The 26,080-nt window shown below is 35.7% G+C and carries 26 protein-coding genes and 1 pseudogene; 24 read left to right on the top strand and 3 right to left on the bottom strand.

The features are described from left to right. The first annotated feature begins 1 nt into the window (after nt 1). The 21 genes and pseudogenes from B2C77_RS11815 to B2C77_RS11715 all read left to right on the top strand — a co-directional run bounded on the left by B2C77_RS11815 (nt 2) and on the right by B2C77_RS11715 (nt 20,268). Nucleotides 2-430, top strand: a complete 429-nt coding sequence (locus B2C77_RS11815; protein ID WP_077703909.1) for a YlbF/YmcA family competence regulator — start codon at nt 2-4, stop codon at nt 428-430. A gap of 246 nt (nt 431-676) precedes the next feature. After that, a complete protein-coding gene (locus tag B2C77_RS11810; RefSeq protein ID WP_077703907.1) occupies nt 677-1,240 on the top strand; it encodes an outer spore coat protein CotE in 564 nt (187 codons plus the stop codon). A 239-nt stretch (nt 1,241-1,479) separates the two neighbouring features. Continuing rightward, complete coding sequence (gene mutS, locus B2C77_RS11805; RefSeq protein ID WP_077703904.1) at nt 1,480-4,071, top strand: DNA mismatch repair protein MutS; 2,592 nt, start codon at nt 1,480-1,482, stop codon at nt 4,069-4,071. A 90-nt stretch (nt 4,072-4,161) separates the two neighbouring features. Further along, entirely contained in the window at nt 4,162-6,072 is a 1,911-nt protein-coding gene (gene mutL / locus B2C77_RS11800) for a DNA mismatch repair endonuclease MutL (protein WP_077703901.1), read from the top strand. A gap of 59 nt (nt 6,073-6,131) precedes the next feature. Then, the gene (locus tag B2C77_RS11795; protein ID WP_077706898.1) at nt 6,132-6,578 is read left to right on the top strand and encodes a Dps family protein; all 447 of its coding nucleotides are present in this window, start codon (nt 6,132-6,134) and stop codon (nt 6,576-6,578) included. Between the two features lie 24 nt (nt 6,579-6,602). Further along, complete coding sequence (gene miaA / locus B2C77_RS11790) at nt 6,603-7,535, top strand: tRNA (adenosine(37)-N6)-dimethylallyltransferase MiaA (protein ID WP_077703898.1); 933 nt, start codon at nt 6,603-6,605, stop codon at nt 7,533-7,535. A 43-nt stretch (nt 7,536-7,578) separates the two neighbouring features. Next, nucleotides 7,579-7,803 carry an RNA chaperone Hfq gene (gene hfq, locus B2C77_RS11785; protein WP_073004912.1) on the top strand — a complete coding sequence of 75 codons (225 nt, stop codon included), beginning with the start codon at nt 7,579-7,581 and terminating at the stop codon, nt 7,801-7,803. Between the two features lie 211 nt (nt 7,804-8,014). Continuing rightward, entirely contained in the window at nt 8,015-8,941 is a 927-nt protein-coding gene (locus B2C77_RS11780) for an AAA family ATPase (protein WP_077703895.1), read from the top strand. Between the two features lie 332 nt (nt 8,942-9,273). Beyond that, entirely contained in the window at nt 9,274-10,506 is a 1,233-nt protein-coding gene (gene hflX / locus B2C77_RS11775; RefSeq protein WP_077703893.1) for a GTPase HflX, read from the top strand. A 4-nt stretch (nt 10,507-10,510) separates the two neighbouring features. Beyond that, nucleotides 10,511-11,749, top strand: coding sequence for a methionine gamma-lyase family protein (locus B2C77_RS11770; protein WP_077703890.1), 1,239 nt, complete (start codon nt 10,511-10,513; stop codon nt 11,747-11,749). Nucleotides 11,750-12,007: 258 nt separating this feature from the next. Next, on the top strand, nt 12,008-12,379 hold the full coding sequence (locus B2C77_RS11765) for a MerR family transcriptional regulator (protein ID WP_438272976.1): 372 nt from the start codon (nt 12,008-12,010) through the stop codon (nt 12,377-12,379). Between the two features lie 354 nt (nt 12,380-12,733). Continuing rightward, nucleotides 12,734-14,071: a type I glutamate--ammonia ligase gene (gene glnA, locus B2C77_RS11760; protein WP_077703884.1), complete on the top strand. Its 1,338-nt coding sequence runs from the start codon at nt 12,734-12,736 to the stop codon at nt 14,069-14,071. 342 nt (nt 14,072-14,413) lie between these two features. Continuing rightward, a pseudogene (tnpA, locus tag B2C77_RS11755) lies at nt 14,414-14,804 on the top strand (IS200/IS605 family transposase). A 111-nt stretch (nt 14,805-14,915) separates the two neighbouring features. Continuing rightward, nucleotides 14,916-15,122 (top strand): hypothetical protein, encoded by a 207-nt coding sequence (locus B2C77_RS22515; RefSeq protein WP_331805997.1) that lies wholly within the window; start codon nt 14,916-14,918, stop codon nt 15,120-15,122. Between the two features lie 808 nt (nt 15,123-15,930). Further along, complete coding sequence (locus tag B2C77_RS11745) at nt 15,931-16,170, top strand: hypothetical protein (protein WP_077703881.1); 240 nt, start codon at nt 15,931-15,933, stop codon at nt 16,168-16,170. Between the two features lie 193 nt (nt 16,171-16,363). Beyond that, on the top strand, nt 16,364-16,591 hold the full coding sequence (locus tag B2C77_RS11740) for a spore coat associated protein CotJA (protein ID WP_077703878.1): 228 nt from the start codon (nt 16,364-16,366) through the stop codon (nt 16,589-16,591). Nucleotides 16,592-16,595: 4 nt separating this feature from the next. After that, complete coding sequence (locus B2C77_RS11735) at nt 16,596-16,847, top strand: spore coat protein CotJB (RefSeq protein WP_077706897.1); 252 nt, start codon at nt 16,596-16,598, stop codon at nt 16,845-16,847. 39 nt (nt 16,848-16,886) lie between these two features. Beyond that, nucleotides 16,887-17,459, top strand: a complete 573-nt coding sequence (locus tag B2C77_RS11730) for a manganese catalase family protein (RefSeq protein ID WP_077703875.1) — start codon at nt 16,887-16,889, stop codon at nt 17,457-17,459. A 388-nt stretch (nt 17,460-17,847) separates the two neighbouring features. Next, complete coding sequence (locus B2C77_RS11725; RefSeq protein ID WP_077703872.1) at nt 17,848-19,188, top strand: dihydrolipoyl dehydrogenase family protein; 1,341 nt, start codon at nt 17,848-17,850, stop codon at nt 19,186-19,188. 274 nt (nt 19,189-19,462) lie between these two features. After that, a complete protein-coding gene (locus B2C77_RS11720; protein ID WP_077703869.1) occupies nt 19,463-19,648 on the top strand; it encodes a MerR family DNA-binding transcriptional regulator in 186 nt (61 codons plus the stop codon). After that, on the top strand, nt 19,636-20,268 hold the full coding sequence (locus B2C77_RS11715; protein WP_077703866.1) for a hypothetical protein: 633 nt from the start codon (nt 19,636-19,638) through the stop codon (nt 20,266-20,268). The genes B2C77_RS11720 and B2C77_RS11715 overlap by 13 nt, the downstream gene beginning before the upstream one ends. A gap of 80 nt (nt 20,269-20,348) precedes the next feature. Here B2C77_RS11715 and lexA read toward each other — a convergent pair whose 3' ends face one another. After that, entirely contained in the window at nt 20,349-20,972 is a 624-nt protein-coding gene (gene lexA / locus B2C77_RS11710) for a transcriptional repressor LexA (protein WP_077703863.1), read from the bottom strand. Nucleotides 20,973-21,249: 277 nt separating this feature from the next. On the opposite strand from lexA, the gene B2C77_RS11705 reads away from it, so the two are divergent. The 3 genes from B2C77_RS11705 to tkt all read left to right on the top strand — a co-directional run bounded on the left by B2C77_RS11705 (nt 21,250) and on the right by tkt (nt 24,423). Beyond that, nucleotides 21,250-21,894, top strand: coding sequence for a YneB family resolvase-like protein (locus B2C77_RS11705; RefSeq protein ID WP_077703860.1), 645 nt, complete (start codon nt 21,250-21,252; stop codon nt 21,892-21,894). Between the two features lie 188 nt (nt 21,895-22,082). Continuing rightward, nucleotides 22,083-22,316 carry a DUF896 domain-containing protein gene (locus B2C77_RS11700; RefSeq protein ID WP_077703857.1) on the top strand — a complete coding sequence of 78 codons (234 nt, stop codon included), beginning with the start codon at nt 22,083-22,085 and terminating at the stop codon, nt 22,314-22,316. A 100-nt stretch (nt 22,317-22,416) separates the two neighbouring features. Further along, nucleotides 22,417-24,423 (top strand): transketolase, encoded by a 2,007-nt coding sequence (gene tkt / locus B2C77_RS11695; protein ID WP_077703854.1) that lies wholly within the window; start codon nt 22,417-22,419, stop codon nt 24,421-24,423. A 169-nt stretch (nt 24,424-24,592) separates the two neighbouring features. Here the strand turns inward: tkt and B2C77_RS11690 are convergent, their stop codons facing one another. Beyond that, entirely contained in the window at nt 24,593-25,681 is a 1,089-nt protein-coding gene (locus B2C77_RS11690; protein ID WP_217697387.1) for a transposase, read from the bottom strand. Further along, nucleotides 25,668-25,991 carry a transposase gene (locus tag B2C77_RS21875; protein ID WP_217697386.1) on the bottom strand — a complete coding sequence of 108 codons (324 nt, stop codon included), beginning with the start codon at nt 25,989-25,991 and terminating at the stop codon, nt 25,668-25,670. The genes B2C77_RS11690 and B2C77_RS21875 overlap by 14 nt, the downstream gene beginning before the upstream one ends. Nucleotides 25,992-26,080 lie beyond the last annotated feature (89 nt).

Below are 26,080 nucleotides of genomic sequence, written 5' to 3'. Positions count from 1 at the left end.
AATGGCAGAGTATACGCGCAAACAGGTGCTGGATGAAGCGAAAAAACTTGCGAATATGTTAGCAAATACAGAAGAAATTGAACATTTTAAGCAAGTGGAAGCGAAAATTAATGAAAATAAAAAAGTACAACAATTAATAACAAAGATTAAAGCATTACAAAAGCAAGCTGTTAATTTACAAGCTTATGAAAAACATGAAGCTTTAAAAAAAGTAGAGGAACAACTGGATATTTTTCAATCAGAAATTGATGCAATTCCTGTTGTACAGGAGTTTAAAGAAATACAAGTTGTTGTTAATGATGTTTTACAGTTAATTACTGCTACAATTGCAAGAGAAGTTACCAATCAAGTAATTGAATCTACAGGTGGCGATGTTTTAACTGGAGAAACAGGTTCGAAGATAAGAACAAAATCAGGTTGTAGCCATTAAAAAGTAAGTTTTAATCCGTGGGTTGCTATTAAAAAATGTAAGGTGCTGTTATCTGTTACTTGATTTTTTCTACAGACGCTGCACCTAAACGTCCAACTAGAGTTTTTATCTCTCAGTTAAAGCAACTAGTTGGTATTAACGCTGTTCGTTTTTACCTACTTCCTTTTCTATTTTTCTTTTCATTATGCACTTTAGGTATTTGTCTTGCATAAACTGACTATGAAAAAAGAGGAGGTAAAGGTAATTATGTCTTTTTTAGATAAAGAATATAGAGAGATCATAACGAAAGCGGTTTGTGGCAAAGGTCGTAAGTTCTCGCAAGCAACCCATTCCGTTACACCATCACATAGACCTTCAAGTATTTTAGGTTGCTGGGTTATTAACCATTTGTATAATGCAAAGAAAAAATCACAAGATACTGTAGAGATAAATGGAAGTTACGAAATTAACATTTGGTATTCGTATAATGACAACACAAAAACAGAAGCTATTACCGAGAGGGTTACCTACAGCGATAAAGTACCATTATCGATAAAAGATGAAAACTGCTTAAATGATGACTTTGATGTAATAGCCAAAGTTGTTCAACAGCCTAATTGCTTAAATTGTACAATTGAAAACAAAGGGCATAAAATAGCAGTAGAGATTGAAAGGGAATTTATTGTCCAAATTATCGGAGATACAAAAGTTGCAGTTCGTGTGGATCCAAAGCGTGAATATGTTGATGATGACGAAGATGAAGTTTGGGATGTAGAACTTACAGATGACGAATTGGAAGAAGTAGAACCAGATTTCTTAAACAAAGATTAACCGGATTACGAGGAGAAACCTTCCTCGTAATTTTTTTGGCTATCGAAAAGTATAAAATTTAGCTCTATCGTATAAGTAAAACGATGCCGTTTCATCACCGTAAGCTGGCTTGGTATTGATGATATGAAGCTTTTTTAAGGTTTATGCTGTTAGGGGCTCTTACTTGAATGATCGAAAGTACTGCTAATTGTATGCTATAATGACATAAGAATAATTTACGGTTTTTTGGAGGAACAAACATGGCAAAACAAACACCAATGATGAAGCAATATTTAAATATAAAAGAATCTTATAAGGATGCGTTCTTATTTTTTCGTTTAGGTGATTTTTATGAACTGTTTTTTGAGGATGCTATTCAAGCCGCAAGAGAGTTAGAAATAACGCTGACAAAACGGGATTCGAACAGTCCTAATCCTGTTCCAATGTGCGGGGTTCCTTATCATTCCGCGGAGAATTACATCAAAATTTTAATAGAAAAAGGCTATAAAGTTGCAATTTGTGAGCAAGTAGAAGACCCTAAAACAGCTAAAGGTGTAGTAAAACGGGAAGTGATTCAATTAATTACACCTGGGACGGTTATGGAAAAAGCCATGCTAAATGAAAAAGAAAACAATTATATTGCCAGTTTGTCTCATTTTGATAGCAGCTATGTATTAGTATATAGTGATTTGTCGACAGGTGAAAACCAACTGGCTTTGATTGAACATGGTTGGGACGGGGTAATTCATGAATTATATAATCAACCGATTAAAGAAATTGTTGTTTCCTCTAAGTTGCCTGAGGAATTACAACACCAGTTAAAATCGAGGCTACATGTTACTCTATCTTATCAGGATGAAGTGACCTTTAATGCAGAATATCGAAATTTATGTGAAAACATCGATGATGAAAGACTATTGACAGCTTTTAGCAGATTGCTAAATTATGTTCAACACACACAAAAGCGTTCGCTTGATCATATGCAACAAGCACAAGTTATTGCACTACAGCATCACTTATCATTAGATATGTATTCAAAGCGGAATTTAGAACTTACGGAAACGTTAATGAAAAAAGAAAAGTATGGTAGTTTACTATGGGTCCTCGATAAAACCGTTACAGCTATGGGATCCAGAATGTTAAAAAAATGGTTAGAGCGCCCGCTTTTAAACGCACAGGAAATTGAAAAACGGCTTCATATTGTTGAAGGCTTTTATGCGCAGTTTATGGAGCGAGACGCAATAAGAGAAACGTTAAAATCGGTATATGATTTAGAAAGGCTTGCGGGACGAATTGCTTTCGGTAATGTCAATGCACGTGATTTACAACAACTGAAGAGTTCGCTACAAAGGATTCCGGTTCTGAAACAACTTTTACAACAATTCTCTCAGCAGGAACTTTATAAATTAGCAGACCATATATATATAGAACCCAAAATCATAGATATACTGGAAGCAAGCATCGTAGACGACCCACCTATTCCAATTAAAGAAGGCGGCATTATTAAAGACGGTTATAACGAGCAATTAGATACATATCGAGATGCATCAAGAAATGGAAAGCAGTGGATTGCTGAACTGGAACAAAAAGAAAAACAAGCAACCGGTATTAAATCATTAAAAATCGGTTATAATCGCGTGTTTGGATATTATATTGAGGTAACGAAAGCTAACTTGCATTTACTTCCTGAAGGGCGTTATGAAAGAAAACAAACATTAACAAATGCTGAGAGATATATTACACCAGAATTAAAGGAAAAAGAGCAGCTTATATTAGAAGCGGAAGAAAAGAGCGTCGAATTGGAATATCAACTTTTTATTGAAATTCGCGAACAAATTAAAGCGTTTATTCCAGAATTGCAACGTTTAGCTGAACAAGTAAGTTATGTAGATGTGCTACAAGGGTTTGCAACTGTGAGTGAATCTAACAATTATGTTCGCCCTACATTTGATAAACAAAAGTTGGAAATAAAACAGAGCAGGCACCCTGTGATTGAGCAAGTAATGGATGATGGCACTTTTGTACCTAATGATATTATTTTAGATGCACAAAATCATATTTTACTAATAACAGGGCCGAACATGTCAGGGAAAAGCACTTATATGCGTCAATTGGCATTAACTGTTATTATGGGACAAATAGGTTGTTTTGTCCCTTGTGAATCGGCTCAACTTTTAATTTTTGACCAAATCTTCACACGAATTGGTGCTGCAGATGATTTAGTTGCTGGTCAAAGTACATTTATGGTGGAAATGCTCGAAGCAAATCATGCGATCACTAATGCGACTGAACAGAGCTTGATTTTATTTGATGAAATTGGGAGAGGGACAAGCACATATGATGGAATGGCTTTAGCGCAGGCAATCATTGAATATATTCATAATCATATCCAAGCAAAAACGCTATTTTCAACACATTATCACGAACTGACAGATCTAGCTAATACGTTATCTCACTTAAAAAATGTTCATGTTAGAGCGGAAGAGCATGAGGGGAATGTTGTATTTCTCCATCAAATTAAAGAAGGCCCTGCTGACGAAAGTTACGGTATCCATGTAGCTAAGCTTGCAAACTTACCTGATAGTTTAATTACTCGTGCTAGTGAAATTTTAAAAGAACTAGAAGGAAACATGGAGGCTAAATCTGAAGTCAAAGCGAAGACGGAACAAGCTGCTTCTGTCGAGGGGACGGGACAATTGTCTTTCTTTACCGAAGAAGAGAAGCCAGTTTCTAAACATAAGAATCAATATGAAAAAGTGGTACAAGAGTTAAAAGACATAGATTTATTTGCTTTAACCCCTATAGAAGCGATGAATATGTTATATCAACTGCAAAAAAAGGCACGAAAATAAAAATGTGATAGATTTACATTTTTAACCGAACCCAAAAACTATGATTATACGATGGAATAAACGAAATTTGCAGTAAAAGGAGTTATTTGCATGCGAATTATACAAATGCCAGATTCTCTCGCTAATAAAATTGCAGCAGGTGAAGTTGTTGAGCGTCCTGCATCCGTTGTGAAAGAGCTCGTTGAAAATAGTATTGATGCAAACAGCACTTGGGTGAAAATTGAGATAAAAGAAGCGGGTTTACAAGTTATTAAAGTAACTGACAATGGCGACGGGATGTTAGAAGAAGATTGTGAAACAGCATTCTTGAGGCATGCAACAAGCAAAATAAAGAATGAGACCGATTTATTTCACGTTCGAACCCTTGGTTTTCGTGGTGAGGCGCTTGCAAGTATAGCTTCTGTCAGCAAACTAACGGTCCAAACATCAACGGGAGAACACGCTGGTACTCGTTTAACTTTAGAAGGCGGTAAACTAATTGATAAACAGAAATCAGCTGCACGAAAAGGGACAGAAATTATGGTATCCGAGTTATTTTTTAATACGCCTGCACGTCTAAAATATATGAAAACCATTCATACAGAATTAGGGCATATTACAGATCTGTTAAATCGCTTGGCTTTGTCACATCCACAAATAAGATTTGAAGTCACACATAATGGGAAGAACATCTTTAAAACAGCAGGAACAGGTGATGTATTACAAGTTATTTCTCAGGTTTATGGAATGAATGTAGCGAAGCATATGTTACCTGTTAAGCACGAAACACTCGACTTTTCTATTGGTGGATTTATTGCTAAACCAGAAGTAACGAGAGCCTCTAGAAACTATATGTCAACCATTATTAATGGAAGATATATAAAAAGCGTTGCATTAAATAAAGCGATTATCCAAGGCTATCATACATTGTTGCCTATTGGACGTTCACCTATTGTTGTTCTTTCTATACAAATGGACCCTATTCTGGTAGATGTTAATGTCCACCCCACTAAATTAGAAGTGCGTTTTAGTAAGGATAAAGAATTATATCAAGCAATTGAGCAAACCATTAAAGACACATTTCGGGAAGCAACCTTAATTCCTGAAATGGAAAGTAAATCTGTACCTAAATCGAAGTCTATACAACATAGTTTTGATTTTACACCTTCTAGCTCAGAACTAGAACCGGATATTAGACAGTGGAATTACCCGGCTGGCGTTCGTGAACCAGTTGTTGAAAATAATTCATCTAAAGGGCTAAATGAGGCTGCTAGAAAGCAAGAAAGTGATCATATTGAGCTTGCTGACAACGAAATGGAGCCAACCCCCGTAGAGCGTGCACGTGAAATGCAGCAGGAAAAAGAGTATATAGATAGGAATGTGTGCACAGATACAGGTGAGAAAATAGCAGAACAAGAGAAAAACGAGAAAGTTGAACCACGTGTTCCGATTATGTATCCAATTGGACAATTACAAGGCACATACATTTTGGCGCAAAATGAAAATGGGCTGTACATGATTGATCAGCATGCTGCTCAAGAGCGAGTGAAATATGAGTTTTTTAAACAAAAACTCGGTCAGCCTATGAATAATTTGCAACAATTACTTATTCCATTAACATTTGAATTTTCTAAAGAAGAAGCAATTTGGGTGGAGGCATATAAAGAAACATTACAAGCAGCAGGACTTTTTTTCGAACCATTCGGTCAACAAACGTATGTTATTCGTTCACACCCCAGCTGGTTCCCTGCTGGACAAGAAGAAGCAATTATTCGGGAAATGGTTGAACAGCTAATAAAAGATGAGAAGATTGATGTGGAAAAGATTCGAGAAGAAGCGGCCATTTTAATGTCCTGTAAACGTTCTATTAAAGCTAACCATTATTTAAATGATGAAGAAATGACACAATTACTTGAACATTTACGACAAACTACAGACCCATTTACTTGTCCGCATGGAAGACCTATTATCGTTCATTTTTCAACTTATGAATTAGAAAAAATGTTTAAACGTGTGATGTGAAAATGTATAAAGTTGCTTTCAGTTTACCATACTATGGAAAACTGGAAGAGGTGTGTATGGTGAAAAATCAACAGCTTGTAAATTTTCTTAATCAATTACTGTCTAATCAATTTGTTCTTTATGTGAAACTGCACCGATACCATTGGTTTATTCAAGGAAGCAATTTTTTAACTCTTCATCAGCAGTTTGAAAATATGTACTTGAAGGTAGCTCATGATATTGATGAGATAGCCGAACGTATACTAATGATAGATGGCAAACCTTTAGCTACAATGGTAAAATATTTGAAAGAATCAACTTTAGAAGAAGCAAATGCAGATGATGAAGAACAAGAAATAATGCAGCAGTTGCTGCAAGATTTGCTGCAAATAATAATGGAAATTAAGACACAAGGGCTACCAAAAGCTGTAGAGTTAAATGACAGCCCTACAGAAGATTTACTTATTGATATACAAGGAGCGTTTGAAAAATATACTTGGATGCTTAGAGCGTATTTAAAACAGTAACGTGTGCATAATAGGGGAATACGAATGAAAAAAAAACTTATTGCTATCGTAGGTCCAACTGCGGTAGGTAAAACAAAACTTAGTATTGAAATAGCTAAACATTATAATGGTGAGATTATTAGCGGAGATTCTATGCAAATCTATAAAGGAATGGATATTGGGACTGCAAAAGTGACAAAGGATGAAATGAAAAACATTCCACATTATATGATTGATATAAAACGTCCCGATGAATCGTTCTCTGCGGCTGATTTTAAACAGTATGTAGACCATTACATAGAAATAATATCAGTCAAGGACAAATTACCTATATTAGTTGGCGGAAGTGGTTTATATGTGCAGGCTGCCCTCTATAACTATAACTTTACAGCGTATCAGCGTAATAACGAGTTGATTAAAAAATTAAATAAAGAAATAGAGTTAAATGGCATCCAACCTTTGTATGAAAGGTTGAGGAAAGTTGATCCGCAACAGGCAAAAAAAATTCATCCAAACAACTATCGGCGTGTTGTGCGTGCGTTAGAAATCTATGAAACAACAGGAAAACGAATGTCAGAATACCAGCAACAGCAAAGTGGAAAGTCACCGTATGATTATAAAATCATAGGATTGGAAATGGACCGTGAAAAATTATATGATCGGATTAATAAGCGTGTAGATGATATGATAGAAAAAGGTCTGGTAGAAGAAGCTTATCAATTGTATAGTCGGGGATATGCTCATAAACAATCTATGCAAGCGATCGGCTATAAAGAATTTCTCCCTTATTTCAAAAACGAAATATCTTTAACTGAAGCTATTGCAACATTAAAGCAAAATTCTAGAAGATATGCCAAAAGGCAATATACTTGGTTTCGCAATAAAATGGATGTATCTTGGTATGATGTTTCTAGTGTATCCATTGATGAAAAATTAAGAAATATTTTAGATGATCTTGCAGGATTTATTCAAAGCTAGGTCGAACTAATTATAGTATAGATAGAAATGAGGAGGAAGTATAATGGCTCAATCTGTAAATATTCAGGACCAATACTTAAATCAACTTCGTAAAAACCGTATAGCTGTCACAATTTTTTTAACGAATGGGTTTCAATTAAGAGGAGTTATTAAAGGATTCGACAATTTCACGGTTTTAATTGAAACAGATGGTAAACAGCAATTAATTTTTAAACATGCTATTTCTACCTTTTCACCAGCTAAAAATGTCGAGCTGGAAAAGGAATAACTATAAAAAACGGATGCATATGTGCATTCGTTTTTTTATGCTATAGGAAAATATAAGTTTTAAGGTTTATAGTATAAGAAAAATCACAGCTTTGTTTCGCCATAAAAATTGGCGATAAATCTGATATTTTAAATTGTATTTTTAAAAAAATAGGCAAATGTCACACCTTTTGGATCGCGGCGTATACTAAATATTACTGAGGGGTGATGACATGGAAACACAATTTATAAGTAATCGAAATGGGCAAGTAAACATCATTTTAAAGGAAAAAAACACCTCGCATTTGACATATACAGAAAAAAAAGCAATGAACAAAAAAAACAACCCATTTAATCATATTGATGAGGCATTTGCATCGTTTGTAGGTATGAAGCAACTTAAGGAACGAATTAAAGAAATATATGCAACGGTCGTCATCAATGAAAAGCGAAAGCAGTTTGGGTTAGTGAATCATGAACAAGTATTGCATATGCTTTTTAAGGGTAATCCTGGGACAGGAAAAACAACGGTAGCTAGAAAGTTGGCTAAGCTATACTATGATATGAACTTATTATCTAAAGGCCATTTTATTGAAGCTGAACGGGCAGACTTGGTAGGAGAATATATTGGTCAGACAGCGCAAAAAACCCGCTCTATTATACAGAAAGCCCAAGGTGGCGTTTTGTTTATTGATGAGGCTTATTCACTTGCGCGTGGTGGCGAGAAAGATTTTGGTAAAGAGGCAATTGATACATTGGTAAAACATATGGAAGATTATCAGCATGATTTTGTGCTAATTCTTGCTGGTTATCCATACGAAATGGAACGATTCTTAACATTAAATCCTGGCTTAGAATCCAGGTTTCCATTTATATTAGATTTTCGTGATTATGAAGCTGGAGAATTGCTTTCAATCGCTAAACGAATGGCAGCAGATCGCGAGTATCAACTTACCAAAGATGCTGAAATAGAATTAAAAGCACATTTAATAAAAAAAACACGCACGAATAATCGTAACTTTTCCAATGCACGTTATGTACGTAACGTGGTAGAGAGTGCTATTCGTATGCATGCAGTTAGGTTGTTGGAGAATGAGCACTTTACTACAGATGATCTTATTTACTTAACAATTCAAGATTTGCAGTTAAAACTAAATTAGTATGCTGTTTATACGCATATAAAAGGATGGATGTTTATAGCCAAATACTTTTGTTGAAAACCTACACATTTAATTGAATAGTGAATTTCTTCACATGAAATTTAATGAAGGCTAAGATTGATTGGCTTAATTAGGTGCTGCTGTTAGTTCCTCAGATATTTAAGGTGAGATCTATGCAGCGCCTTTCATGTTGTATAGGAAAGTTACCTTTATCTGATATGCAGTTGCTTTTATGAAGAAGAGTTGCAGAAGATGTTAATTTTGGGGATTTGCTTAAGATTTGTTATGATAGTTGGTAAAGAATTGCATGAAGAAAAGAGGTTCTGTTTGTAGTGAATGAAAAAGTAATCATTATTGCAGTAAAGCAACCGAAACAAACAAATCATCATTTTGAATCGTCCCTAGCCGAATTAAATTCATTGAGTAAGACTGCTGGTGGAGATGTTATTCAAATATTTACCCAAAATAGAGATAACATTCACCCTGGTACATATATTGGCTCTGGAAAATTAGAAGAAGTAAATGCTTCTATTCAGGAAGATCAAGTGGATTTAGTCATTGCAAATGATGAATTATCACCAATCCAACTTCGAAATATGAGTCAAGCTTTCGGTGTTCGAACGATTGATCGAAGCCAATTGATTTTAGATATTTTTGCTCAACGTGCTAGAACAAAAGAAGGAAAATTACAAGTTGAATTAGCTCAACTAGAGTATTTACTACCTAGATTAAGAGGGCAAGGGACAGCGTTGTCAAAATTAGGAGGTGGGATTGGAACAAGAGGCCCTGGTGAAACAAAATTAGAGACCGATCAGCGGCATATTCGTAGACGTATCCATGATATAAAGCAGCGTTTACAAACGGTCGCTAAGCAAAGGGAACAATATCGTAAGCGAAGAAAGACAAATGACGTCTTGCAAATTGCAATTGTTGGTTATACAAATGCAGGAAAGTCAACGCTTTTTAACCAACTCACAAATAGTACTTCATTAGAGGAAGATCAATTGTTTGCCACACTTGACCCGTTAACGAGGCAAATTCAACTTCCATCAGGAATGAATGTACTTGTTACGGATACCGTTGGATTCTTACAAGATTTGCCGACTTCTTTAATTGCCGCTTTTAAATCAACATTAGAGGAAGTAAAAGAAGCTAATTTTCTTATTCATTTGGTTGATGGCTCCCATCTTGATTTAAATCAGCAACAGGATACTGTTTTGCAATTATTACAAGAACTTCAAGCTGATACGATTCCAATGCTTACAATTTATAATAAGAAAGATAAATGGGTGCAAGGTGTTATACCAATGAACCATCCTTATATGTTTATGAGTGCTTATCAGACAGAAGATGTACAACAGTTACTACATAAACTGGAAGCCCTACTAAAAGCTGATTGGTCATTTTATTCTCTAACACTAAGACCGGATCAGGGCAAGTTATTACAACAATTGGAACACGAGAGTATTATTGAATCAAAGATGTTTTCAGAAGATGAACAAGTATACAAATTAAACGGATATATGCGAAAAGGAATAGCATTAAACCGACTTTTAGAGGAGTAACTACATGACAGATTTATTAGCAAGACAAGCGGAAGAAGATTGTAAACCACAATATACAAAGATCAACAACGTAGCTGAGAAAAATCAAAGACGTGTAATGCAAGCTTTTCGAAACAACTGTGTGAGTGATAGTCATTTTCAGTCAACAAGCGGCTATGGATATGATGATAGGGGACGAGAAGTGCTGGAAAGTGTTTATGCTGAAGTATTTGGAGGAGAAGATGCACTTGTAAGACCTCAAATAGTTTCTGGTACGCACGCTATTACAACGGCTCTATTTGGTATACTGCGTCCTGGTGATGAACTATTGTATATTACTGGTAAGCCTTATGATACTTTAGAAGAAGTAATCGGTATTCGTGGTAAAGCTGAAGGATCCTTACGTGATTTTCAAATTATTTATCAGCATGTTGATCTATTAAAGAACGGTAAGGTGAACTTTGAAGCTATTAAGCAAGCAATGAATAAAAAAACAAAAGTAATTGGCATACAACGCTCCAAGGGATATGATGATAGGCCTTCATTTACGATAACAGAGATGGAGGAAATGGTGAACTTTGTGAAGTCCATTCTTCCTGAAGTCATCGTGTTTGTTGATAATTGTTACGGCGAATTCGTCGAAGAGATGGAACCACTACATGTAGGAGCGGATGTTATTGCTGGGTCTTTAATTAAAAATCCCGGTGGCGGTATTGTTCGAGCGGGAGGCTATATTGTTGGAAAAGAATCACTTATTCACCAATGCGCCAACCGTCTAACTGCACCAGGACTTGGAAAAGAGACTGGCGCAACATTTCACATGCTACAAGAAATGTTTCAAGGCTTTTTCCTCGCTCCTCATGTAGTTGGTGAAGCTCTTAAGGGAGCTGTTTTTACTTCAAGACTAATGGAATTGGCCGGCTACACAACATCGCCACATTATAAAGCAGAGCGTACAGATTTGATTCAATCGGTAACATTTCACAATAGAGAAAACATGATTATGTTTTGCCAAGCGATTCAAGAACATTCACCAGTAAATGCTTATGTGAAACCATTTCCAAGCAAAATGCCTGGGTATGAGGACGAAGTAATTATGGCAGCAGGAACGTTTATCCAAGGGGCAAGTATTGAGTTGTCTGCTGATGGCCCGCTACGCCCCCCTTATGTAGCGTTTATTCAAGGTGGGCTAACGTATGCCCATGTAAAGATAGCCATTACAGAATCGTTAGAGAAGCTCAGTAATATGACTTTAAATAAATAGTCGTTCAAATTTATCTTTGTGCGATTGATAACTAAACAATATTAATAATGAATCATACCGCTTCACCTTCAATAACGGGTGAAGCGATTAAGGTTTAGGATGGAAGAAAAAAAGAATCGTAGCATGTAAATTTTAAAAAATGCTTTCGTTAGTGTTAGAAAACCTTACATGATATTGACATGTTAGATTACATGACATATAATGAAAAAGTATTATGAATTAGGGGGTCATGAATTGAATGATAAAGATCGTCGTTCCATGCCTCTATTTGCAATCGGCATTGTAATGAAGCTTACCGAATTAACAGCTAGGCAAATAAGGTATTATGAAGAGCACAGTTTAATTCATCCAGAAAGAACCACTGGAAATCAGCGATTATTTTCGTTTAATGATGTTGATCGACTGCTTGAGATTAAAGATTATTTGGATAAGGGGCTAAATATTGCCGGCATTAAACTACTGTTGAATGAAGATGAAACGAAACAAGTTTCACAACTAAAAATGACTGAATCCTCTCAGATATCTGACAAGGAGTTGCGGAGGATTCTAAGGCAAGAATTAAATGAGCCAAGCGCTCATAAAAAAGCTAATTTGCGTCAGGGAGACCTTGCTAGGTTTTTTAGCCGTTAAACGTATCCTTATGCTAAAGTTACCCGTTATGTATCTTGCGCTATAGCTATATAAGTTTTTTAGTATAAGTAAACGAAGGCTTCACCGTAAAATTTGGCGATAAGCCAAGTTTTTATAAAAAGTAACTTTACAATTTGGTTCGTTTAGGGAAACAAATGGATATTAGTACGTGATGTAATAAAACGAACCAACCAATTAAAAATGTGAAATGTTGGAATGTTATAAATTTTATTAAATTTCACTAGGCAAGGGAAACATTGAATTGGTGGTGTGTAGTTATGAATTTCATATACGTTATTACTATCTATTTGTTTTCCTATTCAAATAAATAAAATTGAAATAGGAGGACAAAGTATGGGAAGCACTTATACAAGAGAAGATGTAGTAAAACGCATTAAGGAGGAAAACGTCCGTTTTATCCGTTTGCAGTTTACGGATATGTTGGGGACCATTAAAAACGTGGAGATTCCACTTAGTCAATTAGGTAAGGCTTTAGATAATAAGATGATGTTTGACGGCTCTTCCATTGAAGGATTTGTACGCATTGAGGAGTCTGATATGTATTTGTACCCAGACTTGGATACGTTTGTTGTTTTTCCTTGGACATCAGAAAAAGGAAAAGTAGCTCGCTTTATTTGTGATATTTACAAAACGGATGGGACTCCTTTCGAAGGTGATCCACGTTACAATTTAAAACGAAATTTAAAGAAAATGGAAGAGTTAGGTTTTGATGCTTTTAATATTGGGACTGAACCTGAATTTTTCCTCTTTAAGCTAGATGAAAAAGGCGATCCCTCTATGGAATTAAACGATCACGGAGGCTATTTTGATCTTGCACCAACAGACTTAGGGGAGAACTGCCGTAGAGACATCGTTCTTGAATTAGAAGAAATGGGTTTTGAAATTGAAGCTTCCCACCACGAAGTTGCTCCTGGTCAACATGAAATTGATTTTAAATATTCAGATGCGGTAAAGCATGCAGATGATATTCAAACGTTTAAATTGGTTGTAAAAACAATTGCCCGTAAGCATAATTTGCACGCAACCTTCATGCCGAAACCATTATTTGGAGTGAATGGCTCCGGCATGCACGTGAATATGTCGTTATTTAAAAATGGAGAAAATGCATTTTATGATAAAGACGGTGATATGGGGTTAAGTAAGACGGCTTTTCAATTTATTTCGGGTATTATTAAACATGCTGGTAGCTTCACAGCGATTACAAACCCAACCGTTAATTCCTATAAACGTCTAGTTCCTGGTTATGAAGCTCCTAGTTATATTGCTTGGTCTGGTGCAAATCGAAGTTGTCTCATGCGGATTCCAAATTCTCGTGGTATTAGCACGCGTGTAGAAGCTCGTAGTGTGGATCCATCAGCAAATCCATATTTAGCACTTGCCTCTTTACTAGCAGCTGGCTTAGACGGTATCGAAAATGAAATGACTCCGCCACCAGCAGTTGATCGTAATATTTATGTGATGTCTAAAGAAGAACGTGAAGAAAATGGTGTTCACGATTTACCTAGCACCTTAGCGGACGCATTAGAAGAATTAAAGAAAAGTGAAGTTATTGTAAATTCCTTAGGTGAACACCTTTTCGAACACTTTGTTGAAGCAAAGGAAATCGAATGGGAAATGTTTAAAACACAAGTACACCCGTGGGAAAGAGAGCAATATTTAAGAACTTATTAATAGCGGAAGCCCTTGGCACTATTGGTGTCGAGGGTTTTTTGGTGTATCAAATCATAGCTTGTTGGTCTCTGGGTGAATGCCCAGAGATTACCCAGAAAAAGAGAATCATTCATCTAGAAAATACTCATATGATCCTCAAAGTCATTCATACCTTTTTCTTTTATTTTATTATATATGTGTGCATTTTTAATAGTTACCTACTTTATTTTTAACTTACAAATGCATGGTCTAACTCCACCGTCTAAAGACGGTGTCCGCTTTTAGCCTTACCTTTTTTGTCCATACGAAGTGAAGAGGTGAAAGTATGGATGGATATAGAAAAATAGTCATGCTGTGTAGAATATCAAGTATCATGTCATATGGGTGACAAAGTATAGATATAAGGTTTTGGGCGGTCACATAGCGGTGAGAGTGCGTGATTTGATAAGAAAAAGTTGTGAAGCCAGAGGGATTACCATATTGCAAGGAAGTGTTGGGAAAGATCACATTCATTTATTATTATCTTGTCCTCCAAGTATTGCTCCAAGTAAAATATTAGTATCTAAAAGGAAGATCATCGAGATTATTGCAGGATGAGTTTCCAGAACTCAAAAAGAGATATTGGGGGCAGCACCTGTGGGCAAGAGGATATTTTTGTGCCACCGTAGGAACGGTAACGGAAGAAATAATAAGAAATTATGTAGCAAATCAATTCAATGAAGATAAGGACGAAATATTTAGGATAGAAGAATGAGTTTAGTCTAGCTTTGAGGATGCTTCAGCTAAGGCCTTTGAGCAAGGAAAGTGGTACAAGGTGCAACAGGTCGAGCCAAACAAAGTACTTCTTCAAGAAATTTATTTTTAGGTGCACAAAAGAGATTTACAAGGGCACCCTAATAAATTAATGAATATACATGTTGACTTTATTGGTAGACGAGTAGAATCTATTCACGATGGTCATCTCCGTTTTTATAATCAACCTTCTTGGACGGATATATATGTTGTTGGCCATCTAAACAAAGGGGAAGGTTTTCCGACCATTGTTAACAAATTAAAAGTCGGTAATGGCTAACAGTATAAGGTCAAAAATAGTAAAGGCGCAATTTATTATGTTACAGCAAGTAATAAATACGTTAGAGTAGAATAGTAAAAAAAGTTACTCGTATCAGTAATAACCTAACTGTTAAATTCATTCTATTAACCATGTAAATATTGACATAGCGAAAACGAAGGTAGGGGACATATTTCTTTAAGATGTCGTTTCCTAAAATAAGAAAGGGGAGCATTATTTGAAAATTTTATTAAACATTGATGCACAACAATAGGTGGGAGTACTTTTTACTCTATAGAATATCACTATAATTCGGATATTTCTAGGATACTAACAAGCTTAGCAAGGACGGTGGAAGGGTTTTCTTCTTAGCACATATCTCTCTTTCAAAATGTGGTTTTTTGCTTGTCTAAGTATGTACGCTTTCGCTTAAAGCGTGCTAATCTTTACATGTACATGAATAATTACAACTTGACATGATGACCTATACTCGCATAGATTTGGTAGCCAAAAGCCAGCTACTACAAGTGCTGGCCTATCAGTTGTAATATACACTGGGAATCAAAAATGCGTACGGTAAATGAACGTTTTTGTACATACTTAAAAATTAGCATTTATAGTAGCAGAACAAAAATAGATTATGCACGTTTAGATTGAATTGAATCAAAAAAATAGTTAGGTTACGATGGTAAGTACATAAAGTGAATTTTGTAGTGATTATTTTATGTAATGAAAAGAAGCTTTATTTTAATGCTCATTTTACGATAAGGTGTAAAACGAGAAAATTTATTAATTTTATCATATTATAGAAATAAAGGAGGTGTAAGGAGTGAAAAAATATATAATCACGTTTCATATGACAGATGGTACTGAAGTTGTTACAGAGGAGGAGCGAGAAAGTAAAAATGATTTTTTCTTTAGTTTAAAGCGCTATGATTCTAATTGGTACAAAAGTAAAAATACAATAATAAATTTAGACAACGTAAACAGCATTATCTTGAAAGCGCAATCAGATGGGGTGCTGAAAACTGGTAATGAAGAAAAAGAATTACGAAATGTTGTATGGTGACGAAGCATATTAGTGCTTCGTTTCTTTGTTTCATAGAGTCTTAATGGGAGATTTATATCAACTTTATTTGTATTTATCTATGTTGAGGCACCTGCTAAACTTTGGTAGTGTACATTTTGTCTGCATCATTAATAAGAATAAATGCAAGTAACAATCATATATATAAAATAGAAGATAAAGAAAGGAGACAATTATGTTCACACAATATAAATATTGGAAACCTTATATAAGTCCGTATGATCCATGTAAACCCAGTAAAGTGAAAAGTTATGCTACTCCACCTCAATTATATATGGGGTTTCAACCATATGGATTAAAACAATTTAACACTCCAAAAGAAGCACTCTATCATGGTACACTTTGGCCTCAATTATATAGTCCTTATCCAAACCCTCATAAAGGAGACGAACAAGGTGAATAAGCAAATGCCTCCCGAATATTATCGGCTGCTCGAAGAAATTCAAGCAAACGATTTTGTCCTAGTTGATTTAAACCTTTATTTAGATACCCATCCTAACGATTTTGAAGCTATTCAACAATTTAATAATTTATCAAAGGAAACGATGCAATTAAAAATGGACTTTGAAAAGAAATTTGGACCACTTATGCATTTTGGAAAAAGTTTTTCTGACTATCCATGGAATTGGAAAGATACCCCTTGGCCATGGCAAGTTTAAAATTATATATCATATCATTTTGGATAGGAGGAAGCCAAGATGTGGTATTATGAAAAAAAGCTACAATACCCAGTAAAGGTCAGTACTTGTAATCCAATGTTGGCAAAATTTCTCGTTGAACAATATGGAGGAGCAGATGGAGAACTTGCTGCTGCACTTCGTTATTTAAACCAACGTTACACTATACCAGATAAAGTAGTAGGACTTTTAAATGACATTGGAACTGAAGAATTTGCGCATCTGGAAATGATTGCAACGATGATTTATAAATTAACGAAAGATGCAACTCCCGAACAATTAAAGCAGGCTGGTCTTGGTGAACATTTTGTTAATCACGATAGAGCGTTGTTCTACCATAATGCAGCAGGCGCTCCATTCACTGCCACTTATATCCAGGCAAAAGGAGATCCTATTGCCGATTTGTATGAAGATATTGCTGCGGAAGAAAAGGCGCGGGCGACATATCAATGGATTATTGATATGTCCGATGATCCTGATTTAAACGATAGCTTGAAATTTTTAAGGGAAAGAGAAATTATACATTCACAACGTTTTAGAGAGGCTGTAGAAATTTTAAAAGAGGAAAGAGATCAAAAAAAATATTTTAGTTAATATTTCCTATAAACATTAGTTCATTAGACGGTAAAGGGCGAATAGTTACTTTACTTATTGTAAAATAAGACGGTTTCGCATTCTATACCTTGTTTAAAATATTATCAAGAAAGGGGAGCGCTGGAAGGTGACACACGACGAAGTATAGGTGGGTTGCGCATACTTTTATACCGAGTGGAAAAATATGCTACTACACTTCGGATGATCCTTGTGATTTCCATACAAAGTAAAACCTAAATATAACGCAAGAAACCAGATTCGAGTGAACTACAGATTTCTGTGTATCCAGTTTTGTAAGCCGGAGTATGGCAATACGTATTGACTCTGGAATCGTTCCATAGTTTATACTTACAAACATAGTAACTATAGATAAAGGAGTAGTTGTACAATGTTCACATATGATGTAGCAATAATTGGTGCAGGAGCAGGTGGTCTAAACACCGCTATGGAAGCAATTAGTATGGGAAAAAAAGTTGTATTAGTTGACAAATATAAGCCAGGTGGAGAATGTACTTGGGCGGGTTGTATTCCAAGTAAAGCACTTATTCAACTTGCTGATGAAATTCATGCGGCGAAAAAATATGCCAACATTGAAGTAGACGGGAAGCAAATAATGAGTAAAGTTCGTCAATTAATAGAAAAAGCGCATCAAGCGGAGGCAGTAGAGCAATTACAAGCTGCAGGTATTGAATATATTCAAGGTGATGCGAAAATTAACGATCAACACAGCATACGTGTAGCTCATGAAACCATTACTGCTGAAAAAATAGTTATTGCCACTGGATCAAGAGCTCTTATTCCTTCTATTAAAGGAATTAATCAGGTTAACTATTTAACAAATGAGAACGTCTTTCAACTTGAAGATTTACCAAACAATCTAATCGTTGTAGGGGGTGGCCCTATTGGTGTTGAATTAACGCAAGCTTTTCAACGTTTAGGAGTGCAAGTAAAACTAGTTGAAATGGCTGACCGTATTTTATTTAGAGAGGAAAAAGGCTTAGCACAACAGCTCCAGGGTACGTTGGAAGAGGAAGGGGTGCAACTGTATACATCCGCGAAGGCGCTTGAAGTAAAACAAGCAAATTGTACTACAACCCTAACTATAGATAGGAACGATGTACTTGAACATATTGAAGCAGAACAGATATTGTTTGCCTTAGGTAGAAAGCCGAATATAGAAAAAATTGGTTTAGATGATCTGGGGATTCGCTATACTAACAAGGGCATTGAAGTTAATGAATATAATGAAACTTCAGTTCGCAACATTTATGCTGTAGGAGATGTGGTTGGTCCTTATTTATTTTCTCATATGGCTGGATTTCAAGCTAAACAGGCAATGCGACATGCATTTTTAGAAATGCATACCCCAATAGAGCAACACCCAGCTTGGTGCACCTTCACACATCCAGAACTGGCTAGAACAGGGATGACTGAAAATGAAGCAAGGGAGAAATTTCAAGACAAGTTTAATGTTTATACAGTAAGCTATTCTGAATTAGATAGGGCTGTTGTTGATCAAAAGACAACCGGAGAAGCCAAAATAATTTGTGATCAAGATGGATTTATAATTGGAGCAAGTATTTTAGGGGAAAGAGCCTGTGAGTTATTGGGCGAATTGCAACTTATGAAAACATTCCATATTCCCTTCCATAAACTAAAGGATACAATTCATCCATATCCGTCTTATAGTGAAATTCTGACACAATTAAGCAACGCAGCTGTTGAATAATTAAAATAAAAGTGTTTTTAATACCATATGTTATCCTCAAGTCTTGAATAAACGAATTCAAGCAGGCACCTTTTATATTACTAGAGTAAAAGACTTGTGTTCATTACAGGTCTTTTTCAATTTCTTCTTCTTTTTTGTCTTGTTAAGTAGCGTTTCGTCTGTTGATAAATTTAGAATTGTAACGTATTCTGTAGTATGTTAGATAACATCTACAGATAGTAGAGGTACCTTATGCTAGTCGCTTTTAAAGACAAAACAAAGGAGATTTTAACATATGGCTGAGAAATATTTTAAAACAGGAGACATAGCCAAATTTCATGGAGTGTCTAGTGATACAGTGCGCTATTACGATAAAGAGAATTTAGTTACTCCTTCTGTTGTTAAAGATAATAAATATAGGTATTATTCTTTGAATGACGCTTTGAAGTTTAGTAATGTAACACTTGGTTGCGTGAATTAGGTGTACCTTTAAAAACAATTAAGAACTGGCTTGATTATAAAGATTTGACAGATGTATCGAAATTTAACGAGAGTTATTTAGAGACATTATTGCTAGAGAGAGAGTTATTAGATAAAAAAATCTATTTTTTACAAGAGTTAAATAGAAGGCTAGCCTCTTTTCAAACAAAACCAAATATGTGGGAAGTGGTTAAGGATAATTATATATTTACCTGTGATGGATTTAACTTTACAGCTGATGATAAAGGCTTCAATATTAATGAATCCAATCTGTATGACTCCCAAGAAGATGTTTTTTGGAATAAGACTTCGATGATTGTTTATCAAAACAACTTAAGAGATTTTCATCATCCTAAAAAAGGAGAAGTATATTGCTCTAACATTATTTCTAGTATCGATCAAGATATCAAAAAAATTAGTTTTCCAACAGCACTTCGTTATAATTTTGTCGGGAATCCTTTTTCTGATATGAGAAAGATGCAAGAAATATTGAATGAAGCAAAGGAACATGCCATTACACATCAGTTGCGTCTAGAAGAATACTGCTATTCATTGTTTTATCTATCACAAATTAAGGAAAAGAGCCCCGTTTACTATGTGCATATTTATTGTCCTGTCTAATATACGGGGGAATGATGACAAAACAAAATTCATAGTAACCCAATATTTATACACAAAAAAAACTGCCAACTGGCAGTTTTTTAGTGTATATGTCGATACAATCCAATAACCTTCCCTAAAATGGTTACATTATCGTATATAAGCGGCTCCATGGTTGCATTTTCTGGTTGTAATCGTATATGATCTTTTTCTTTAAAAAAACGTTTTACGGTTGCTTCATTATCTGCTGTCATTGCAACAACAATTTCGCTATTTTGTGCTGTGTTTTGCTGTTTAACGATTACCATATCTCCATCTAAAATTCCAGCTTCAATCATACTCTCTCCTTCAATTACTAAAACAAATAGACTATCATCAGGATTAGCCGTATTTGCAGGAAGCGGAATATATTCTTCAATATTTTCTACAGCTGTTATGGGCAAGCCTGCTGTTACTTTCCCGATAACAGGCGCATAAAGTGCTTCTTCTTTTGGAATAGGATTCTCTTCTTCCAAATGTAAGATCTCAATTGCTCTTGGCTTTGTAGGGTCACGTCTAATATAGCCTTTGTCTTCAATTCTAGCTAAATGCCCGTGAACAGTCGAGCTAGACGCTAAACCCACAGCCTTGGCAATTTCTCTTACAGATGGTGGATACCCTTTTTGCATTACTTCATCTTTTATATAGTCTAATATCATTTGTTGCCTTTTGGAAAGTTTAGTCATGAATCTATCACCTCGCGCATAATATTAATTAACCTTAGTTTACCATTAGATAAAACTTCGCGCAAACATTCGTTCGAAAAACACTTGACAAGGTCACGCGTTCGGTTATAATAGGGGTAGAAAGCGAACAAAAGTTCTATATTGTATAAGGAGGGCTATTAGATGTTTCAAAAACTGACCAAAACAGACGCATTCTATCTTGTAGCTTTTGCATTAACATTAGGTTTCTTATATTATTCTATTATAATGAGTTAATATGATAGAAGGAGTAAACATTGTGAAGGCAGTTGTATATTGTAGGGTAAGTACTGACAAAGAAACTCAAGAAACATCATTAATAAGACAGAAACAGGAATTGGTTAAACTGGCAGCTGAATATCAACTTACTGTGGTAGCGTGTATACAAGAGCAAGAGAGCGGATATAGTATTGATCGAGATGGGATATTTAAGATGTTAGAGATTTTTTCTCAAAAAAGGGCAGATTGTTTATTGATTCAAGACGAGACTCGTTTAGGTAGGGGGAATACAAAAATTGCCCTTTTTCACCAGCTGCTGAAATTACATATTCCTATTTATACAAGCTTTCATGGAGGGAAGTTAGAGTTATCGGAAGCAGATTCCATGGTGTTGCAGATCGTTGGGATTGTGGAGGAGTATCAACGCAAAATACATAATATAAAGATAAAAAGAGGGATGAAGCAGGCAATTGCAAAAGGATATGATCCCACCTTAAATCTTTCGAATAGAAATGAAGCTCCAGGAAGGCAAAGATTAGAATTTCCTGTTGAAGAAGTCATTAATTTACGACAAAATGGTCTGACGTTTAAAGAAATTGCTGATACATTAAATGGTCTAGGTTACAATGTATCAAAGGCTACTGTTCATAGACGCTATCAAGAATATGAAAGCAAACAAAAATAAAGGTATTCTCAGGAGGACAAGTTCTTTGCCCTTCTCTTTTTTATATGGTACTGTAAAGGAATCATGTTGATAAGCACACCTGTTTTATATCAATGACATCTATTGTACAATGAAAGAGAGTGCAATTTTGTCACCGAAAACTTATGATTTAACAGAATAAAAATATACGCATGAGGGAGGGTAGATGGATGCTCTCAAAAGGTAAGATCGAACGTATTAATGAGCTTGCAAGAAAATCCAAAGTGGACGGACTAACTATTTCTGAACAAAACGAACAAAAAAAATTACGCCAGGAATACTTACAGAGTGTAAGAAAATCTTTTAAAAATCAGTTTAAAACAATGAAAGTAGTTGATCCAGAGGGAAATGATGTAACACCGAAAAAAGTAAAAGATTTACAAAAAAAGCATAACAAGAAGTAGCAATACCTATTTTGTTATAAGTGCATGATTTCACTTGTAGCAAAGTAGGTTTCATTATAGAATGAATATAGGCATAATTATGAAAGGAGTTTACACTGAAATGGCAAATACAATTGAGCAACAATCTATTAATACAATCCGTACATTGTCTATTGACGCTATTGAACATGCAAATTCTGGGCACCCAGGTCTACCAATGGGGGCAGCGCCAATGGCTTATACGTTATGGACCGAATTTATGAACCATAATCCTAAAAATTCAAAATGGTTTAATCGTGATCGATTTATTTTATCGGCAGGCCATGGGTCTATGTTATTATACAGTTTACTACATTTATCAGGTTATCAAGTATCTATGGATGATTTAAAATCCTTTCGACAGTGGGGATCTAAGACTCCTGGACATCCTGAAGTTCATCATACGGATGGAGTAGAAGCAACTACTGGACCTTTAGGACAAGGTATTGGTATGGCTGTCGGTATGGCAATGGCAGAAGCACATTTGGCTGCTAAATATAATCAAGAAAATATTGCGGTTGTAGACCACTTTACATATGCAATAGTGAGCGATGGCGATCTAATGGAAGGTATCTCTCATGAGGCGGCGTCTTTAGCAGGACATCTGGGATTAAGTAAATTGATAGCACTTTATGATTCTAATGATATTTCTTTAGATGGAGATTTAAATAAATCTTTCTCTGAAGATATTGAAAAACGTTTTGCATCGTACGGTTGGCAAGTATTAACTGTCAAAGATGGTAATGATGTCAATGAAATTAGACAAGCTATTAAAGCAGCGCAAGAAAATCAAAAACAACCAACTTTAATTGAAGTGAAAACCATCATTGGGTATGGGTCTCCAAATAAATCTGCTTCGTCAGCTTCACATGGCGCTCCATTAGGTGAAGATGAAGTGAAACTGACAAAGGAATTTTATAAATGGACACATGAAGAAGATTTCTATGTGCCCGAAGAAGTATATGAAGATTTCAACCAAAAAATAGTTAAAAGAGGTGTTGAAGAAGAGGAAAACTGGAATCAACATCTAGCAATGTATAAAGAGAGGTACCCAGAATTAGCTAAGCAGTTTGAGCTTGCTCTCAACGGTGAACTTCCTGCTGATTGGGACAAAGATCTTCCAGTTTTTGAACCAGAACAAGATACACTAGCTACAAGGGCATCTTCTGGAAAAGTATTGAACGCTATTGCTAAAACCGTTCCAAACTTCTTTGGTGGTAGTGCTGATTTAGCTGGCTCAAATAAAACTACCATGAACGGGGAAGATGATTTTTCTCGTAAAAACTATGCTGGTAGAAATATTTGGTTTGGTGTACGAGAGCATGCGATGGGCGCAGCTTTAAATGGTATGGCATTACACGGTGGATTAAATGTATTCGCCGGTACTTTCTTTGTGTTTAGTGACTATTTGCGACCTTCCATCCGTCTTGCATCAATTATGAATACACCTGTTACTTACGTGTTTACACATGATTCTATTGCGGTAGGGGAAGATGGTCCAACGCATGAACCTATTGAACAGCTTGCTTCACTACGAGCAATGCCTGGATTATCGCTTATCCGACCAGCTGATGCAAACGAAACACAAGCAGCTTGGCGATTAGCTTTAGAATCTACAGATACACCGACAGCACTTGTGTTAAGCAGGCAAAATTTACCTACACTTTCTGGTACGAAAGAACATGCGTATGAGGGTGTTAAAAAAGGTGCTTATATTATTAGTGAAGCAAATAAAGAAACGCCTGATGTAATCCTTCTGGCAACCGGGTCGGAAGTACAATTAGCGATTCGTGCCCAAGCTGAACTGAAAGAAAAAGGTATAGAAGCTCGTGTAGTAAGTATGCCATCTTGGGATCGTTTTAAAGCACAGGATAAAAACTACCAGGAACAAATTCTACCTCAAACTGTCAAGAATCGGATAGCTATTGAAATGGCGTCTCCATTTGGTTGGGAAAGATATGTAGGTGAACACGGGAAAATTATTGGTATTGATACTTTTGGAGCCTCTGCAAATGGGGAGAAAGTAATGAAAGAATATGGATTTACCGTGGAAAATGTAGTTAAGCATGTAGAATCATTTGTTGATTAAATAAAATAAAAAAAGGAGCTGTCGCAAAATGCATAATATGCATTTGCTGACAGCTCCTTTTTATATATGAGATTGCTCGTTTTAAGATGCATTATTTTATTTATGGTGATAAAAGGAAATTTAATCGGTTTTTGACGCACTTAAATAAGCCTCGCCTTTTTTTATTTTTTTAAGCTGTCTTTAATGGATGATAATAGAGGTTTAGGCGATTAGCTTGAATTTTCGTATGTATTTTATTGAGGTTATAACCAAATGCCAGGATTAAAAGTTCGTTTCGTACATTACCTATTCCTCGCGTACGAAATTTCTTCAAATGATAATCTTCCTTCAGTACGCCGAACGTCCCTTCCACTTGAATGGAACGATTCATACGGTACAGTGTGCCTGTTTCTGTTAGAATATTTTCTTGCGCTGTTTCCCGGTATGCCAGAAATTCCTTGGCTACATGCAGTTGGCGATTCCCTTTCGCTTTTGTACATTTTTCTTTGAGCGGACAACCTGTACAATCTTCACATTCGTAGACGGTTACCTGAGATTGATAGCCAGTCTGCGAGGTTCGCGTGTAGTTTCTAATGGCATGCAGCTGCTGGTTATTGGCACAGGTATAGGTATCTGTGCTTTTATCATAAGCCATGTTTTCTCGGTGTCTGATGTTCTTTTTGAAAGAAGCTTTTTTCTTGCGTTCATGATTTTGCGGCTTGATATAGGCCGTCTGTTTTTGCTTCTTTAATTTCATTCGCATAAACGTGGCATTATGGTCTATTTTAGAATAACTGTTTCGTTTCTCTCCCATAATCTGATTGGAAGTATCGTAGTGTTCTTTACGTTGAAGCATTTCCTTTACTTGTTCATGATAACGTTGAAGGACCGTTTTTCTTTTCCCTTTTCCATAAACGAACGTGATGTTTTCTTTCGCTTTTACTTTCTCTAGGAAAACAAGCACTTTTTTCAAATCTTCTAAAAAAGTCTCGTAAGGACTAGTGAAAATCTGACAGTATGTTGTATTGATCTGTTCCAGCAGGGCTTGCCATTTGGTATACATCTTGGCTTCATGTTTGGTGATTGCCTTTTTCCATACGAAAGAATACCGGTTGGCATACGCTTCGATTTTGGTGCCATCGATATAGATGGTTTCACCGGTAATCGCTTCTTGTTGATAAAGCCACACGACTTGTTGAAAGAAGAGCTGTTCCATCACCGTATCGGTCAGATATTTTTGCTTGAAACGACTGATAGTAGAATGATCAGGAGCTGCCATACCCTTGAAGAAGCCAACGGAAATTGATATCCCGACGACATGCTTTTTCTATCCCTCGGGAAGAGTAGATTTTTTGCGAGGCTGCGTAGGTAATGACCTTAAATAGAATGACTGGATCGACTGCTGGTTTTCTCCCTTTGGAAGCGTATGCCTGTAGTAGTTCTCTATAATCCATCCTTTCACATAAGAGGCAGTGGAGCCGGACCGAATCATCCATAGGAATCATTTCTTCTACATCCATCGGTAAATATAATTGATAATTTGCTGCAGTTTGCGTATACTGGGTTTGTATTATTCTTTTATTTGTCATAAATCAATAATACATGAGAGCAGACCCTTTGTGGTCTGTTTTTTTGTGTATACACAAAAAAGCTGTTACACAATCAATTACCTGATTGT

It is taken from the genome of Virgibacillus dokdonensis (assembly GCF_900166595.1).
GTDB lineage: Bacteria > Bacillota > Bacilli > Bacillales > Amphibacillaceae > Virgibacillus > Virgibacillus dokdonensis.
This window is presented reverse-complemented; position numbering and strand designations above follow the sequence as displayed.

What these genes read in the sequence shown, in the direction of transcription:
- B2C77_RS11815 (WP_077703909.1), top strand. Translation starts at nt 2, where the DNA reads ATGGCAGAGTATACGCGCAAACAGGTGCTGGATGAAGCGAAAAAACTT.
- B2C77_RS11810 (WP_077703907.1), top strand. Translation starts at nt 677, where the DNA reads ATGTCTTTTTTAGATAAAGAATATAGAGAGATCATAACGAAAGCGGTT.
- mutS (WP_077703904.1), top strand. Translation starts at nt 1,480, where the DNA reads ATGGCAAAACAAACACCAATGATGAAGCAATATTTAAATATAAAAGAA.
- mutL (WP_077703901.1), top strand. Translation starts at nt 4,162, where the DNA reads ATGCGAATTATACAAATGCCAGATTCTCTCGCTAATAAAATTGCAGCA.
- miaA (WP_077703898.1), top strand. Translation starts at nt 6,603, where the DNA reads ATGAAAAAAAAACTTATTGCTATCGTAGGTCCAACTGCGGTAGGTAAA.
- hfq (WP_073004912.1), top strand. Translation starts at nt 7,579, where the DNA reads ATGGCTCAATCTGTAAATATTCAGGACCAATACTTAAATCAACTTCGT.
- B2C77_RS11780 (WP_077703895.1), top strand. Translation starts at nt 8,015, where the DNA reads ATGGAAACACAATTTATAAGTAATCGAAATGGGCAAGTAAACATCATT.
- B2C77_RS11770 (WP_077703890.1), top strand. Translation starts at nt 10,511, where the DNA reads ATGACAGATTTATTAGCAAGACAAGCGGAAGAAGATTGTAAACCACAA.
- B2C77_RS11765 (WP_438272976.1), top strand. Translation starts at nt 12,008, where the DNA reads ATGCCTCTATTTGCAATCGGCATTGTAATGAAGCTTACCGAATTAACA.
- glnA (WP_077703884.1), top strand. Translation starts at nt 12,734, where the DNA reads ATGGGAAGCACTTATACAAGAGAAGATGTAGTAAAACGCATTAAGGAG.
- B2C77_RS11740 (WP_077703878.1), top strand. Translation starts at nt 16,364, where the DNA reads ATGTTCACACAATATAAATATTGGAAACCTTATATAAGTCCGTATGAT.
- B2C77_RS11735 (WP_077706897.1), top strand. Translation starts at nt 16,596, where the DNA reads ATGCCTCCCGAATATTATCGGCTGCTCGAAGAAATTCAAGCAAACGAT.
- B2C77_RS11730 (WP_077703875.1), top strand. Translation starts at nt 16,887, where the DNA reads ATGTGGTATTATGAAAAAAAGCTACAATACCCAGTAAAGGTCAGTACT.
- B2C77_RS11725 (WP_077703872.1), top strand. Translation starts at nt 17,848, where the DNA reads ATGTTCACATATGATGTAGCAATAATTGGTGCAGGAGCAGGTGGTCTA.
- B2C77_RS11720 (WP_077703869.1), top strand. Translation starts at nt 19,463, where the DNA reads ATGGCTGAGAAATATTTTAAAACAGGAGACATAGCCAAATTTCATGGA.
- lexA (WP_077703863.1), bottom strand. Translation starts at nt 20,972, where the DNA reads ATGACTAAACTTTCCAAAAGGCAACAAATGATATTAGACTATATAAAA.
- B2C77_RS11700 (WP_077703857.1), top strand. Translation starts at nt 22,083, where the DNA reads ATGCTCTCAAAAGGTAAGATCGAACGTATTAATGAGCTTGCAAGAAAA.
- tkt (WP_077703854.1), top strand. Translation starts at nt 22,417, where the DNA reads ATGGCAAATACAATTGAGCAACAATCTATTAATACAATCCGTACATTG.
- B2C77_RS11690 (WP_217697387.1), bottom strand. Translation starts at nt 25,681, where the DNA reads ATGGCAGCTCCTGATCATTCTACTATCAGTCGTTTCAAGCAAAAATAT.
- B2C77_RS21875 (WP_217697386.1), bottom strand. Translation starts at nt 25,991, where the DNA reads ATGACAAATAAAAGAATAATACAAACCCAGTATACGCAAACTGCAGCA.